19 protein-coding genes and 1 tRNA gene are annotated in these 14424 nt (G+C 69.0%); 5 read left to right on the top strand and 15 right to left on the bottom strand.

Annotated elements, in window-relative coordinates; translation table 11 throughout:
* Window positions 1-92 precede the first annotated feature (92 nt).
* Window positions 93-758: a TetR/AcrR family transcriptional regulator gene (locus tag ACIDOF_RS09720; RefSeq protein ID WP_409005330.1), complete on the bottom strand. Its 666-nt coding sequence runs from the start codon at window positions 756-758 to the stop codon at window positions 93-95.
* A 326-nt stretch (window positions 759-1084) separates the two neighbouring features.
* Between ACIDOF_RS09720 and ACIDOF_RS09715 the strand changes: the two genes are divergently transcribed.
* Together ACIDOF_RS09715 and ACIDOF_RS09710 are read left to right on the top strand one after the other, a co-directional pair.
* Window positions 1085-2365 (top strand): M6 family metalloprotease domain-containing protein, encoded by a 1281-nt coding sequence (locus tag ACIDOF_RS09715; RefSeq protein ID WP_409005329.1) that lies wholly within the window; start codon window positions 1085-1087, stop codon window positions 2363-2365.
* A gap of 72 nt (window positions 2366-2437) precedes the next feature.
* Window positions 2438-2510, top strand: a tRNA-Arg gene (locus ACIDOF_RS09710).
* A gap of 90 nt (window positions 2511-2600) precedes the next feature.
* Here ACIDOF_RS09710 and ACIDOF_RS09705 read toward each other — a convergent pair.
* The 13 genes from ACIDOF_RS09705 to ACIDOF_RS09645 form a co-directional block, all read right to left on the bottom strand.
* Window positions 2601-3725, bottom strand: a complete 1125-nt coding sequence (locus ACIDOF_RS09705; RefSeq protein ID WP_409005328.1) for a tyrosine-type recombinase/integrase — start codon at window positions 3723-3725, stop codon at window positions 2601-2603.
* The gene (locus ACIDOF_RS09700) at window positions 3725-3937 is read right to left on the bottom strand and encodes a helix-turn-helix domain-containing protein (RefSeq protein WP_409005327.1); all 213 of its coding nucleotides are present in this window, start codon (window positions 3935-3937) and stop codon (window positions 3725-3727) included. Before ACIDOF_RS09700 ends, ACIDOF_RS09705 begins: the two co-directional genes overlap by 1 nt.
* 4 nt (window positions 3938-3941) lie before the next feature.
* Window positions 3942-5354: a replication initiator protein RepSA gene (gene repSA, locus ACIDOF_RS09695; protein ID WP_409005326.1), complete on the bottom strand. Its 1413-nt coding sequence runs from the start codon at window positions 5352-5354 to the stop codon at window positions 3942-3944.
* 4 nt (window positions 5355-5358) lie between these two features.
* Window positions 5359-5553 (bottom strand): hypothetical protein, encoded by a 195-nt coding sequence (locus tag ACIDOF_RS09690; protein ID WP_409005325.1) that lies wholly within the window; start codon window positions 5551-5553, stop codon window positions 5359-5361.
* 5 nt (window positions 5554-5558) lie between these two features.
* On the bottom strand, window positions 5559-5744 hold the full coding sequence (locus ACIDOF_RS09685; protein ID WP_409005324.1) for a hypothetical protein: 186 nt from the start codon (window positions 5742-5744) through the stop codon (window positions 5559-5561).
* Between the two features lie 93 nt (window positions 5745-5837).
* Window positions 5838-6383 (bottom strand): GGDEF domain-containing protein, encoded by a 546-nt coding sequence (locus tag ACIDOF_RS09680; protein ID WP_409005323.1) that lies wholly within the window; start codon window positions 6381-6383, stop codon window positions 5838-5840.
* 5 nt (window positions 6384-6388) lie between these two features.
* A complete protein-coding gene (locus tag ACIDOF_RS09675) occupies window positions 6389-6706 on the bottom strand; it encodes a SpdD-like protein (protein WP_409005322.1) in 318 nt (105 codons plus the stop codon).
* Between the two features lie 23 nt (window positions 6707-6729).
* Window positions 6730-6888: a hypothetical protein gene (locus tag ACIDOF_RS09670; protein ID WP_409005321.1), complete on the bottom strand. Its 159-nt coding sequence runs from the start codon at window positions 6886-6888 to the stop codon at window positions 6730-6732.
* A gap of 10 nt (window positions 6889-6898) precedes the next feature.
* Window positions 6899-7087 (bottom strand): mobile element transfer protein, encoded by a 189-nt coding sequence (locus ACIDOF_RS09665; protein ID WP_409005320.1) that lies wholly within the window; start codon window positions 7085-7087, stop codon window positions 6899-6901.
* A gap of 22 nt (window positions 7088-7109) precedes the next feature.
* Window positions 7110-7823: a DUF2637 domain-containing protein gene (locus ACIDOF_RS09660; RefSeq protein WP_409005319.1), complete on the bottom strand. Its 714-nt coding sequence runs from the start codon at window positions 7821-7823 to the stop codon at window positions 7110-7112.
* Window positions 7824-7900: 77 nt separating this feature from the next.
* Window positions 7901-8062, bottom strand: a complete 162-nt coding sequence (locus ACIDOF_RS09655; protein ID WP_409005318.1) for a hypothetical protein — start codon at window positions 8060-8062, stop codon at window positions 7901-7903.
* 84 nt (window positions 8063-8146) lie between these two features.
* The gene (locus ACIDOF_RS09650; protein ID WP_409005317.1) at window positions 8147-9484 is read right to left on the bottom strand and encodes an FtsK/SpoIIIE domain-containing protein; all 1338 of its coding nucleotides are present in this window, start codon (window positions 9482-9484) and stop codon (window positions 8147-8149) included.
* Between the two features lie 2 nt (window positions 9485-9486).
* Complete coding sequence (locus ACIDOF_RS09645; RefSeq protein ID WP_409005316.1) at window positions 9487-9816, bottom strand: hypothetical protein; 330 nt, start codon at window positions 9814-9816, stop codon at window positions 9487-9489.
* A 157-nt stretch (window positions 9817-9973) separates the two neighbouring features.
* Between ACIDOF_RS09645 and ACIDOF_RS09640 the strand changes: the two genes are divergently transcribed.
* Window positions 9974-10768 (top strand): GntR family transcriptional regulator, encoded by a 795-nt coding sequence (locus ACIDOF_RS09640; protein WP_409005315.1) that lies wholly within the window; start codon window positions 9974-9976, stop codon window positions 10766-10768.
* The gene (locus ACIDOF_RS09635) at window positions 10765-11418 is read left to right on the top strand and encodes a YdcF family protein (RefSeq protein ID WP_409005314.1); all 654 of its coding nucleotides are present in this window, start codon (window positions 10765-10767) and stop codon (window positions 11416-11418) included. Before ACIDOF_RS09640 ends, ACIDOF_RS09635 begins: the two co-directional genes overlap by 4 nt.
* Before the next feature lie 994 nt (window positions 11419-12412).
* On the opposite strand, the gene ACIDOF_RS09630 is transcribed toward ACIDOF_RS09635, so the two are convergent.
* Window positions 12413-13222, bottom strand: a complete 810-nt coding sequence (locus tag ACIDOF_RS09630) for a DUF6551 family protein (protein ID WP_409005313.1) — start codon at window positions 13220-13222, stop codon at window positions 12413-12415.
* Between the two features lie 186 nt (window positions 13223-13408).
* On the opposite strand from ACIDOF_RS09630, the gene ACIDOF_RS09625 reads away from it, so the two are divergent.
* Window positions 13409-14317, top strand: a complete 909-nt coding sequence (locus ACIDOF_RS09625; RefSeq protein ID WP_409005312.1) for a YDG/SRA domain-containing protein — start codon at window positions 13409-13411, stop codon at window positions 14315-14317.
* The last annotated feature ends 107 nt before the right edge of the window (window positions 14318-14424 follow it).

Below are 14424 nucleotides of genomic sequence, written 5' to 3'. Positions count from 1 at the left end.
GTTCGGGCGATGGGCTGAGGCCGGGCGATGAACCGAGGCCGGAGCCCGGGGGCTGAGATCAGAGGAGAAGAGCTGAGATCAGTGGGCGGGGGTCAGGCCGGGCGGCGGAGGTCCTCCAACGTGGCGGCGCTGCCGGGGAGTTCGGAACGGGCCGGGTTCTGCAGACCGTCGAGGAACAGCTGCAGATGCCGGTGCACGAACTGGTCGAAGTTCACGCAGCCGCTGCCCGGCAGGGGCCGGGTGAGCTGGGAGAGCGCGACGAACAGATCACCGACGGCGACGTCGGCACGCAACTGCCCGGCGGCACGCGCCCGTTCCATGACCTCCTCGACCAGCCGCTCCAGGCGCTGCCGGGAGCCGTCGAGGTCGGAGTGGTCCTTGTCGAAGCTGTCGGAGAGCATCGGGCAGAGCGCGCCGATCCGTTCGTCGGCGGCGGCGTGCACGAAGCGGCGTAGCGCCTGGAACGCGTCGGGCTCCTCCGCGAGGGCCTCCTCGGCCCGCTCGGAGGTGCGGTCCATCACGAAGCAGACGACTTCCCGGATCAGCACGGTGCGGTCGGCGAAGTGCCGGTAGACCGTGGCGTTGCCGACACCGGCGCGGCGGGCGATCTCGTCGAGCGGCACCTCAGGACCGAACTCGACGAACATCTCCCGGGCCGCGCTGACGATCCGCTCCCGGTTCCGCAGCGCATCGGCCCGCGGACGCGGCACACGGCGCGGAGTGCGGCGCGGCTGCTTCGGGGCGGTCTCGACATCCACGGCGGCTCTCCTCGAAGTCGATCGGTACGTCGGCACGTCGGTGCGTCGGTACGTCGGTACGTCGGTATCTCTCTACGTCCATCGTCGCCCCGCCGATACGGGGAGATCCTCCCCGCTTAGCGGAACACCCGTGTAAACGGGGAAGACCTCCCCGGTTATTTCCCGCCCCTCATGTGACCCGCCTCACGCGACCTGCCTCACGCGCCCGTTCGGCAAAAGCACACGATCGGTCGCACTCAGCGCGCGCCCGCGCACCCCCCGACACAGGGTGATCGACAAGGGCGCAGCCAGGACCGGCCGGCTGCCGCGGACCGGAAGGCGGGCGGATGCAGCTGTCCCGACAGTGGATATCCAGGCCGCAGCGCAGGCCCCTGTTCGCCGCGCTCGCAGCCCTCGTCCTCGCCGTCACGGTGACGGCCAGCACCGGGCGCCTCACCGCGGACCCACGGGCCGCGGGCCCCGGCAGCCCGGGCCGGGCAGGCGCCCTCGCACCCTGCATGATCAGCGGAACCATGGGCATCCAGATGTCGGAAGGCGTCCCCACCCAGCCGGGATACGCCCGCTCCACGGGCACCGTGCACGCCCTGAACCTCATGGTCGACTTCTCCGACGCCCGCGGCCAGGGCCGCGCCACCGACCGCCTCGGCGAGTTCTTCCCGCAGACCCAGGAGTGGTTCCGCACCAGCTCGTACGGCCGCCTCGACTACCAGGCGCACGCCCCGATCAAGGACTGGCTGCGCATGCCGCGCTCGTTCGCCTCGTACGGGATAGAGCGGGGGGCGCCGTTCGACCCCGGCTATCGGCAGCTCGTCGAGGACATCGTGGACGCCGCGGATCCGGATGTGGACTTCCGGGAGTACGACCTGGTCAATGTGCTGATGACGCCCAACGCAGGGCCGTCGGCGCTGGACACGGTGCTGTCGGTGACGTTCGCGGGCAACCACGAGGCGCCGGTCGCGGACGGGGTGCCGGTCTCGAACGCGTCCTTCATCTACAGCCGGCAGGACGACGGCTCGGGCTCGTACCGCGAGACGGGCTACCGGGTGCTGCCGCACGAGAACGGCCACGTCTTCGGCCTGCCCGACCTCTACACCTCGGACGGCGGCGGGGCCGTCGGCCACTGGGACATCATGAGCGAGGACTGGGGCGCCAACAACGACCTCCTCGGCTGGCACAAGTGGAAGCTCGGCTGGCTCGACGACGAACAGATCAGCTGCGCCGCCACGCACGGCACGACCAACCTGGCGCTGAAGCCGCTGGCCGCGAAGAGCGACGGTACGAAGCTCGCGTTCGTCCCGCTCGACGAGCGCACCGGCTACGCCATCGAGGTTCGCACCCGCGGCGGCAACGACGAGGCGGTGTGCAAGCCGGGCGTCCTGATCTACCGGGTCGACGCGGACGTCGACACCGGCCACGGCCCCGTGACCGTCAGCGACTCCACCCGCGACTCCGGCGGCTGCACCCGCCGCCCCAACGTGCACGCGGAGCTCTCCGACGCCCCGTTCGCCACGGGCCAGACGTTCACGGACAAGGAACACGACCTCCGCATCACGGTCGGCCCGGCCGCGAAGGACGGCACCCACCGCGTCCACATCACCCGCACCTGACCCACCACCCCAGAAGATCCACAACCCCCCGAGCCCGCCTTGCCCCACCCGCTACACTGACGAGCACGCCTTGCCTTCGTAGCTCAGGGGATAGAGCACCGCTCTCCTAAAGCGGGTGTCGCAGGTTCGAATCCTGCCGGGGGCACAAGCAGAAGGGCCAGTTCAGAGGCTTGATCCTCTCGAACTGGCCCTTTGCCATGATCGCGGCCGTGCCACACACGTGCCAGAAGGTCCGCTAAGAGTCCACATCCCCACGGGTCTTGCGGATCATCGAACCGAGCCGATCGGCGATCTCACGGCCACGGCCGTCGACCACGTGCTGGTAGATCAGCGCCGCGCGCGGAGTGCTGTGCCCCATCCTCGTCATGAGTTCTCGGAGGCTCGCGCCGGACGCAGCAAGCGTGTTGCCGGTGTGCCGAAGATCGTGGAAGTGCACGCCTTGGGTGACCTTCGCTGCCTTCAGGGCCTTGATCCAGTCATCCCGGAAGTTGCTGCGCCGAAGCCGGCCGCCCTGGGGGCCGAGGAACACGTGACCGTCACGGCCGGACCCGGCGTACGCGTCGAGGTGCACCTTCACGTCGGGCAGCAGCTCGGACGGGAAGGCCACCGGCCGGACGCCGGCATTCGACTTTGGTGCCTTGTCGAAGAGCGCTCCGGTCTGCATCTCTGCCTGTGAACGCCGCACCATGACCGCAGCGCTCGCCGTGTCGATGTCACGCCGGCGCAGCGAGGCCAGCTCGCCGAACCGCAGTCCGGTGAAGGCAGCCAGGAGGACAAGCAGCCGGTATCGCGGCGCGATCGCGTCCGCTACGGCGTACACCTCATTCACGGTGAGTACGGGACGTTCGGGCACGTCGTAGCGGTCGGCCCCCTTGATCCGGCACGGGTTGCGGCGAATCAGCTCATCGTCAACGGCGGTGTTCAGGATGGCTCGCAGGATCTGGTACGCCTTGACCACGGTCGGCTCACCGGTCGTGCTGAGGCATTTAGTACGCCAGGCCCGCACCTGCGCCGTGGTGATCGAGGACAGCGGTCGCTGACCGAACGTGGGCAGCAGGTGCAGCCGGATCACGGACTCGTGCCGCTCTCTCGAACGGGCAGCAAGCTTGCGGTCGTTGAGCCACGCTGTCGCGTACTCGCCGAACTGGACCTTTCCAGCGTCAGGGTCGGACCACTGGCCACGGGTGATGTCCGCCTCGATGTGGGTCAGCGCGACTTCCGCGTCGGTCTTGGTCGCGTACGTCTCCTCGGCGCTGCGGACCTGCCCCGTGTTCGGGTCGCGATACCGAGCCTGCCAGCGACCCGACTTGAGCTGTCGCACCGAGCCGAAGCGGCGGCGCCTGCCCTGGTTGTTCGCCATCAGGCAGCCCTCCGAAGCACACCAGGGCGCACGGTGATCGGCTGGACGGTGTGCGCTTCGATGTACGCAGCCACGGCGCTCTCCGGGATACGGACGTGCCGACCGACCTTGACGAACGTGATCCGGCGCTCCTCGATCAGCCGCCGGGGGAAGCGGACGGTAGTGCCGAGGATCTCGGCGACCTGCGTGACGCTGAGGTAGCGATCCTTCATGGTCTTACTTCCCTTCCTCTTGGGCAGAGTTGGCACGTTCTTCGCGGGCGAGTTCACGGTGTTGCTCGATGTCGCGACGGATGTTGGCGGCGAGCCAGGACTCACCGGGGGTGTGGCCGTGTCCGGCGTACGACCAGTGCGCGAGCGTGAGGGTGGTCTCCTCGGGCACGTCGTCGGGGTCGGGGAGGCCGAGGGCGGCGCGGTGTTGGGCGGCTCGGTAGTCGGCGCGGACCTGCCGGAGTGCGCCGAGGGTCGTGGAGTAGCGGCGGGACTTGGTGGAGAAGTGGCCCCGGAAGCCGAGCATGTGGGCCCAGTCGCGCAACTTCCGGTCCGGGTAGACGGCGTGGAGGTCGAGGCACGCTTCGATCAACCGGCGTGGGTGGTCGGGGACGTCGAGGAGTACGAGGGCTTCCTTGTTGCCGATGCGGCGGTCGACGGTGCCGGTGGTCTCGGCGGCCTTGGTCGCGTACTTGGCGACGTACGAGGCCACGGCCTGTTCGGTGATGTCGGAGCCGTCGCCGAAGGCCTTGATGGGGCGTACGTCGAGGCGGTCGCCCCAGCACAGGACCCGGGCCGGATAGGTGATCGCCGGTTGGTCGGGGTCCGGTTGGTAGCGGGCAGGGGGTACGTCGACGCGGACGCGGGCAGCCGCAGCGTGGATGGCGTCCGTCAGAAGGTCGAGAGTGGCCCAGTACGGCGGCGGGGTGTCCGGTCCGTCGGGGCCGTCGAAGCGGATCACCGCATGGAAGTGGATTGCGCCGCGCTTCTGGTATTCGGCGACCTTGCCGAAGGAGAGCCGGGACTGTTCCTTGGCGGCCTTCTGCGTGATGCCGGCGCGGGCGGCGATCTCGCGGCGGAGGTAGATCGTGAAGTAGCGCCACAGCTCGGAGGCGTGGTTGTTCCACAGCACGGCGCCGTCGTAGTCGTAGGTGTCGGGGTCGAGCGGGGTGCCCAACTCCGGTGCGCCCTCAGGGTGGTGGGTGCCGCAGCGGCAGGGGCGGTGGCCGGGCCTGTTGTGGACGGGGCCGAAGCTGGGGGCGGTGAGGGTGGCGAAGACGCGGGGGTGTTCGCGGACGGTGGTCGGGGTGCCCTTGTCGCCGACGAGTCCGGCCCGGATGAGGTGGTAGGTGTCTCCGGCGTAGGTCCAGGCGCAGGCGGGGCATCGGGAGGCGCGGCGGTTGCCGCAGGCGACGCGGAGTCGGCCGCCGGGCTCGGTGTCGGTCGAGTACGCGTACAGGATCTGCCCGGTCTCGCGGTCGCGGGTGACGGTCGTGCCCTGGAGGTGGATGGGGTCGGCGCAGCCGCCGGTGCGGCGGATCTGGTCTTGGATGCGGTCGAAGCCGGGGTGCCCGGCCACCTTCAGCACGTCGGCGAGGGTGGCCGGGTCCAGGCCCGCCAGGGTGGCGGTGTCGGTCATGGGGTCACCGGCCCGTCTGGTTGTGGGCGGGGCCGTGGTTGGCGGTCCAGCCGTCGACCAGGGCCTTGACCTGGCTGTCGCCGTTGGCCGTGGCGGTGGCACCGCAGTGGCAGACGGCCGAGGCCGTGGCCGGGGCGGAGGGCGAGGGCTTGCTGACGTGCAGGCCCGGGCGGTCCGGGGTCGGGGTCAGGTCGCTCATGCCGGTCACCGCCCGACCTGGACGAGAGCACCGGCCTTGGTGGTACGGCCGTGGCCCTTGCAGGTGGGGCAGTGGGCGGTGAGGGTGGTGCGGGTGCCGTCCGGGTTGCGGGTGCCGGTGGTGATCACAGCGGTGGCGAAGCCGTCGCAGTCGCGGCAGATGCGTACGCGGGCAGGGCGGTGCTGGGCCATGATGGGACTTCCCTTTCGGGTCCGTTGGATCTGGAAGAGGTGGAGCCGTCCGGGGCGGCGGATCTTTGGCGAGAGAGCCGCCCCGGAGGGCGCTTAGCGTGTGTTGCGCCTGCCGTGGCCCTTGGCCGCGTACATCGACGCGTCCGCAGCCGACAGAGCGTCGGTGAGAACCGGGACCGGCAGATGTGCTCGGGAGCAGTGGCCGACCGAGGCGGCGACCGGCAGGACGTGGCCGTTGTGCGTGACGGGTTGGTCCAGGGCGGCTTGCAGTGCGGGGATGCCGGCGGTGTGGGCGGGGTCGGTGACGATGGCGGCGAACTCGTCTCCGCCGAGGCGGGCGGCGATGCCGTGGCGTCCGCACCAGTCCGCGAGGCGGCGGGCGGTCGAGGTGAGCGCGGTGTCACCGGCGGCGTGGCCGTAGGTGTCGTTGATGGCCTTGAAGTCGTCCAGGTCGACCAGGACCACGACGGCGTCCGAGTGCCGGGACAACAGGCGGTCAGCGCGGGCGGTCCATCCGGCGCGGGTGTGCAGGCCGGTCAGCGGGTCGCGGCGGGCGGTGGTCAGGTTGCGCCAGAGCAGGCCGCCGTGGAGGGCCCAGCCGAGGGCCGGTAACCCGGCCGCAAGGAGGTGGGTGTCCATAGCGATCACAGGTCCTTGTGAAGGTCGTTGACGAGGTGACGCAGGACGACGGCGACCACAGCCACAGACACACCGGTGATCGCGACCGCGAGGAGCATCGAGACCAGCACCGCGCCGACGACGAGAACCGCGGCGGTGCCGCCGCCGACGAGGAGCGCGAGGGAGCCGGGGGTGAGCTGCACCGTGGGCCGAGCGGGCGCGGCCGGGGCGACGGGCGCGGGCGCCGGGGCCACGGTCTGCGGCTGGTGGTCCAGGAGGGTGCCGGTGAGCGGGATGGTCTTGCCGGTGGGCTGGTCGTTGACCGGGATCTTCGGGGTGAGCATCGGGCTGAACTCCCTTCCGGGGTCTAGTTGTTGATTGCGGTGTCGATGGCGGGGCTCAGGGGCGTGTCGGCAATGAGGTAGCCGCCGAGGAGCAGCAGGGCGACGAGCCACCAGGGCGGGCGGATGAGCTTCACGCCGAGGACGCCGACAGCGAGCAGGGCGAGCCAGAGCGGGATTTCCATGACAGGTCTCCTAGGCGGCGCAGCGGTGGGTGCGGGCGGCGAGTTCGGCGGCGGAGCGGTCGAACTTCTCGACGGAGAAGCGGCAGCGGGGCGCGGTGCACGTGGCGGTGTGGCGGTCGCGGCCGCGTCCGTCGTAAAAGGTGGCGACCCTGACGGGGCCGAACCTCTGGACGTTGCGGAAGCGCCGGTAGGCGGTCATGACGGGTGGATCTCCTCTCGGATCAGGTGAGTTGGAGCTGAGCGGCGATGGCATGGGCCATCGGTGCGGGCAGGCCGAGGCGGGCGCGAAGGGTGTCCGTGGTGATGGGGCTGCCGTTCGCGGCCTGGTGTGTGGCGGCGATCTTCCGGGCGTGGTCGAGGAGTGCCGGCGGGACCTTCACCGCATCCGGGACCGGGACCGGAGCGGGCTCCGGCTCAGGCGCGGACTCGGCTTCGGCGGCGGGCAGTTCGGCGACCGGTTCCGTGACCGGCTCGGGTGTGCTGTCGAGTTCCGGCGTGGTGTCCGTGCGCTGGAGGTCGACCGCGGGCGGTTCCTCGACCGGCGCCGCGACCGGGGCCGATACGGGCTCCGGGACAGTCGGCGTGTGGACGAGGAGCGTGCCGCCGAGGAACGCGAGGGCGGGCCAACCCGCGACGACGATGCGCAGCCAGGCCGGGACGTTGTCGAGGTTGAGCAGACCGGCCGTGGCGATGTTCGCGCCGAGCGAGGCCGCCAGGGCGATCACGAACCAGAGCCAGGCGGCCCGGTCGCCCCGGACGGTACGGAGTCGACGCCAGGCGGCGACAAGGAGCAGGTCGACGCTGATCGGGTAGGCCCAGGCCTGCCAGCCCTTTTGCCCGGCGGCGTGGGCGAGATCGTGCAGGTGGGAGAAGGACAGGGCTCCGGCGATCACGGCCTGAACGAGGACCGGGTCTAAGCGGATTCGGGTGTTCACCGTGTCACCTCCTTGCGGGGGTTGGGCCCGAGCGGGGCGGGGAGCGAGGTCCGGCCGCCCGGCTCCGGCAGTTCGGATCATTCGGCGGCTTCGCCCGAGCCCAGGCAGGCGAGGCACAGGCCGGTCTGCTGTCCGACCGAGCGGCGCTGACGGCCGACGCGGACGGCGCGGGACACTTCGCCGGACCCCTTGCAGGTCGGGCACTTCGCGGGCGGGGGCGGTGCGGTCTTCCGGGCCATGAGCCGTAACTCCTTCTGGATTTCGGCATGGACGGGGTAGGGACCTGGCGCGAGACGGTCACGCCAACCGGATGTGAAGGGGCGTCAGGGAATCGCCGGGGCCGTGGTCGGCATGGGCGGAATCACCTGAGCCGGGACCGGCGCGATGGGCCGGAAAGGCTCCAGGGCCGGAAGGTCCGGGACCAGGTGCGCGAACTCCCGGCAGGCGGCCACGGTTTCCTCGGCCGAAGTGAACGGGGTCCGGATGCGTCCCCAGCCACCGGACGCGTCGGCGGCGACAGCCTGGCCGGGCCGGTCGGCGGGAATCGTGCACGCGACCGGCACGGACTCGGGGGCCACGTCGTTCAGACCCATCTCGGCCGTCTGCTTGTCGTTGACCCGGTGCACCACGCGGCCGGTGAGCTGAGCACGGAGCATCGTCGCGCCCTTGCCCAGCTCGGAGCCGAACCGCTGCCCACAGATCTCCATGTAGAGACCGACTGCACGGGAGAGCTGAGCCAGCCGAATCAGCCCGGTGACGATCCTCTCCCGACGCTCCTCATCCTTCTTCGCAGAGATCAGGAACAGCTCCGCGATCTCGTCCACGAGGAGCACGACCGGCACCGGCCGCACATGCTCGGGAAGCTCCCACAGGTCGGAGACGCCGTGCTTGGCCAGCAGGTCGAAGCGGTCCTCCATCTCCGCGACCAGCACGTCGATCAGCGACGCGGCATCATCCGGATTCGTCGCCAGGGCCGACAGCCGGGCCGCGTAGCGGGACTGTTCGACACCCCTCTTGCAGTCGATCCCGACCAGAGCGACCGGCAGCCGTGCAAGGCCCTTGATCAGGTTCCGCTGATACATGGACTTGCCGGACTGGTTCGCGCCGAGGGTGAGCGCGTGCGGGATCTGGCGGAAGTCCCGTTCGTACGCGGTCCCGTCGTCCCGGATCGCGACCGGCACCACCAGGTCGTGAGCGACGGCCTTGCGGGGCATCCGCACCCGGCGCAGCACGTCGTAGCCGGTCATGCGCAGCTCGACGTACCCGGGCTTGGTCGCGATCACGCGAACTCCGTGGACGCCCCAGGCGTGCCGCAACCGTTCGGATGCGGCGGCGACGTCGGCGGGCTCCAGACCGGCAGGCAGGCGCAGCGTGACCCTCATGCCGGTCGAGGTCGGCCGGATACGGCGGATCTTCGGCGGCACCGGCCGCACCTCACGACGGGCGACGGTGCGCGACATGAACGCCCGCAGTCCCGACGGCTGCACCGTCAGCCCGCATACATCCATCGTCGTCCGGTACGAGACCGAGAACCGGCCCCAGGCCATCGGCAGCCCCACCGTCGCCCAGTACACGCGCGGAGCACGGAACCGGGCGTAGGTGACGCCGCCAGCGGCGGTTAAGGCGGTCGCGCCCTCAACCCACAGGTTCAGGTCGGCCATGATCAGGCCCCCGTGGTCAGCGCGACCGCGCGGAAGGCGATGCCGTGGCGCTTCTGCCCGTTGAACTCGTTCTCCCAGTCACGGGCCTTGAGCCCCGTCACGCTCACCGGCATACCCGGCGCGAGCCCCTCCGGCAGACCCGTCTCCGGGACGGTCACCTGGTAGAGGTTCCCCTCTCCCTCGTCCGAGACCAGCAGGCCCACGGTCGCCAGCGGCGCGTTCGTCTCGCGGTCCACGGCCTGTTCACCGGTCTTCTTGTTCGCCATCTTCGGCTCCGGCGCGGTCGCGACGAACACCACAGCGGTCGAAAGGTCGATCTTGAAGGACGGCATGTGCACTCCCATGTCGAAGATTGGCAGCCCAAATCCGGGCCTCGAACACTCGCTGTCCTAGGACTGCAAGTGACTTGAGTAGAGAGTGGCACGCAGTCCTGGGACTGTCAACAGTCCTGGGACTGTGTTTGACTGGGGGCGACGAAAGGGGTTCGGAATGGCGCCCAAGTGGCGGGATCTGGCGGACGAGCTGGCCGACCAGATCAAGAACGGGGAGTACGAGCCTGGCCAGCAGCTCCCGGAGATCAGGGAGCAGGTCAAGGCCGGCAAGGGCTCCAAGTCCACCGTTCACGCGGCGTACAAGGCCCTTGAGGCCGAAGGCCTGGTCACCTCGTCGCGCGGGCACGGCACCGTCGTACGCCAGAAGGTGCCGCTGAAGCGGCTCGGGATCGCCCGGTACGACAAGGCCAAGTGGCGGGACGGCGACGAGGTCGCGTTCATCGCGGACCGCAAGGCCTCCGGGCGCAGCTACCGCCGCAGCGACCAGACGCAGACAGTCAGCCGTATCGAGGCCCCGGCCGTCGTCGCGGAAGCGTTGGGCCTGCCCGAGGGTGCCGAGGTGTACGCGCGCGAACGGCTGGTCAAGGAGAACGGCCAGCCGACCCACACCCTGACCAGCTACTACAAGCCGGAGCACGTCGAAGGCACGAGGCTTGTCGACCCGACGCCGGGCCCTGCCGGCCGAGGTGGCGGATACCGGGTGCTCTATGACGCCGGGTACGAGATCGACCACATGAAGGAAGAACTCCGCGCGCGAGTCGCCACGTCAGACGAGGTGCAGCTGCTGCAGCTGCCAGCGGGCGAACCGGTGGTCGAGCTGCACCGCACGACGTACACGGCGGATGGCACAGTGGTCGAGTTCGCCATTGGCGTGCACGCGGCTTCGCGCTTCGCGTGGGAGTACGACTTCAAGGTTCCGGACTCGTCGAAGGACAGGGAAGGGCAGCAATGATCTCGACACAGGCATGGGCCGACGCACGACGCCTGTGGGACTACCACCAGATGGGCCACACCCTGAAGCCGTGCTCAGTGGCCATTGGCCTGGGCAGTCACGACCTCGGTGTGGCCGACACGGCGGTGGACCTGTACGAGCGCGGCATGGCGCCCTTGCTTGTGTTCACGGGAGCCACGAGCCCCACGACGCGCGAGCGCATGCCCCGCGGCGAAGCCGTCCACTACCGCGAGCGAGCCCTTGAACGCGGCGTGCCCGACTCGGCCGTCCTCGTGGAGCCCAATGCGCGCAACACCGGCCAGAACATCGAGTTCTCCAAGAAGGTCCTCGAAGAGGCCGGCGTGCACCCGGAGTCCGTGCTGCTGATCAGCAAGCCGTACGAGGAGCGCCGCGCGTACGCCACGGCCCGCAAGCTGTGGCCCGAAGTCGAGTTCGTCAGTGCCTCAACTCCGATGACGCTCGACGAGTACGTCGACTCGATCCAGGACGCCCGACTGGTGATCGACATGTTGGTGGGCGCGCTGCAGCGACTACTGATCTACCCGGAACAGGGATTCATGATCAGCCTGCCCGTGCCGGACGACGTCCGGGAGGCGTACGACAGGCTGTGTGCCGAGGGCTTCACCAGCCGCCTCATGGCCCTCAAGTAGCGCTCTATCTGCCGCCGTTGGGTGGCGAGCTGTTACGAGTTTCTCTACCTCATCAAGCCCCGCCCATCGGGCGGGGGAGGGTGGAGGGGGAGCCTCCCGAGGGTGCTTCGGTGCAGGCCGGCCAAGGCCGGAGGAGAGCAGGCCCGGAAGCCGCAGGGGAAAGCGGACGGGCATCAACGCGCAGAGGTCACAGCAGCCCCAACCACCGATCACCCACACCTCGGGCCGTATGCCGGCGGGGCATCTTGGCCCCGGCCTTGCCGGGGTGCGGGTGGGGGCTCTTGCCCTTCGGGCATCCGGCGCGCTGGCCAATCGGCTATACAGCCGCCGCTACGGGATCACACCCCGCAGGCCCGTTCAACGGGCCTGCGCGGGCTCGGGACTCGGGGTTGCGCTCCTGCCTACGGCCCGCTCCACCCCGGCCCCGGCCCCGCGCCACCAGAGCTGCCCCGGGGTAATCCCGTTTCACGCTTTGGCAGCCAGGAACGTTGCGCCGGACCGAGCACAACACCCCACCCAACCCCCGCCACCGAGACCAACGCCGAGCAGCACGGCACCAGGAAGGGAAGCGGGAAGGGGGAACGCCACCAGGCACGAGGGCAGATCACGCACCCGAGGACGGGAGCCCACCGAGCCCGAAGGCGTGGGTACGGGAGGGAAGTTGAGGTGTGGAGTACTGGAGGTCAAAGCCATGCCTCCGGCGGGGGCGCTCAGGCTCCGAGATGGACGGGGCGCCGCTCGCGAGTGCCGGCCGAATGAGGCTGAGGTAGTGGGCTTCCATCCCGTCTGCCATCGACCCAGGCAGAGCCGAGCAGACGCGGCCCATGGCGTCCAGGTCGTTCGTACAGTGGCGCGCTCCACCTGGACGCCATGAACCACGCCCGCTCCACGGTGTGTGGGTCGACGGCAGACGGGATGGAAGCGGGGTGGGTGGTGGGCTAGGAAACGCCTGAGGGCCCAGGTTTCCCCAGGCCCTCAGATACGTGTAGATGGATCAGGCAGCGATCTTGTTTTTGGCCTGCCTGCCCTTGTTCCACTCGGTGACGATGAGCTGGTAGCACGTGCTCACCCTCGACCCAGTGCCGCTGTGCTGCGTACCACCAGCCGAGGCAAGCGCCGTGATGTTGGCGCGCCAACGGAACGCGGGGTCCTTCTTACCGATCTTCTCGGCGAGCGCCCTGTCGTTCACGTGATCACCATGGCGGCCCAGGAACATGCCGATGCCACCCAGCAGCATCCCATCCCAGGTGTCCTTGGTGCGCCCCCACGCATCCTCCGCAACCTTGAGCGTGCGCTCCAGGATCTCGGGGCCAAAGAGGTCAGTAATGCGAAGTACGCCCGCCACCGCACCAACGGTGTTCGTGCCAGACGAGCCCATCGAGAGGTTCCGAGCCACCAGCGCCGATTCGGTGTCCACGAAGAGAGGCAGCCCGGCCGTCAGCCCGATCTTGTACTCGTCGAGCGGCCTGGGCTTGCTCGACTCTCGGTTCTTGATCAGGAATAGAACCGCCTCCTCCTGCTGATCAAGGCCATAGTGCACCTCTGCCACCAGGGTCGGAATGTCGCAAAGCTTGGCAGCGTGCCAGCGGTGCATGCCGTCGACGATGTAGCGGTCTCCGTTGGCCCGCTGCGAGACGACGATGGTCCCGATCGCCTCACGAACCAGATTCTTCGCAATGCCCATGGCGCGCGGCTCGTTGAGCATGCGCTGGGCCTTCTCGTCGATCTTCAGGTCTTGGACCGGGATGTGGACTCCGTGCTCAACCTTGTGCTCAGGGAGCTCGTACGGATACTTCTTGGGCATACCTCTGCCCTCTCTACGCCGCGCTTAGGAGGATGGCTCATAGCCAAAGAAGGGGATGCGACGCACCGTCAAGAGTACTGAGCTGTACGGGTGGTGGTGGAAGATTTATCGAAGCACCGTCAGGTCACCTAGGTCACACCCACCTTGTCGCCGGGGACTGTCAGTGGCAGATGCCAGGGTGTACCCATGATTGGTGAAGTGCCCAACATCAGGGTTGGCCAGGAATTCGACAGCCGTCGTCTCGCCCACGAGGCCGGCATCCATCGTCCGCTGCAGGCTGGCATCTGCGGCACGAAGCAGAACGGCGCCGAGTCGATCGTCGTGTCCGGCGGCTACAAGGACGACGAGGACCACGGCGACGTCATCGTCTACACCGGCCACGGCGGTCAGGACTCATCCAGGAACCAGGTCAGCGATCAGAGCCTTGACGACCCAGGAAACGCGGCGCTCGTCACCAGTTACCTGGAAGGCCTTCCCGTCCGCGTGCTCCGTGGTGCACACAGTGGCTCGCCCTGGGCCCCGGCCGAGGGATACAGATACGACGGGCTCTTCCGGGTCACCAACTACGGGAGCAAGCTCGGCATCGACGGCTTCCTGATCTGGCAGTTCCGGCTGGAGACCTACGACGGCACACCTCTCCCCGAGCCGGCTAAGCAGGAGACGCTTCCCACCGACGACGAGTCGGACGACTCTGACTCGGGACAGGTTCCGGCCGGCACCGAGTCGCCGGAGCGTGTGACCACCACGGTCCAGCGAATCGTGCGCAACAGTGCCGTCAAGCGCCAGGTCAAGGCCTGGCACGACAACCGTTGCCAGATCTGCGAACTGCGGATCGAGGTCCCGGGCGGCAGCTACAGCGAGGGGGCTCATATACAGGCCCTCGGTAGTCCCCACAACGGTCCGGACACGACGGGCAACGTTCTCTGCCTGTGCCCGAATTGCCATGTCCAGCTGGACGCAGGCGCCATCGTGATCAGCGACGATCTGACCGTCATCCGCGGGGGCGCCCCGGACGGGACCCTTCGCACGCATCCGCGCCATGTGATCGACATGAGCTGTGTTCGTCAGCACCGCGAGCGGTGGCGCCAGACCTGACGCTCTTGTCAGGACAATGCTGTCCGAGGCGTGCCACTCTCGTGCCAGAACGGGCGGGGACTCACGGGGAGCCTCAGCGCTGAAGGGAACGACGTCAGCAGACCAAT

Source organism: Streptomyces sp. Da 82-17 (assembly GCF_046098215.1).
Taxonomy (GTDB): Bacteria; Actinomycetota; Actinomycetes; order Streptomycetales; family Streptomycetaceae; genus Streptomyces.
The sequence above is the reverse complement of the archived record's forward strand: the minus strand, read 5'-3'. Positions and strand labels throughout refer to the sequence as shown.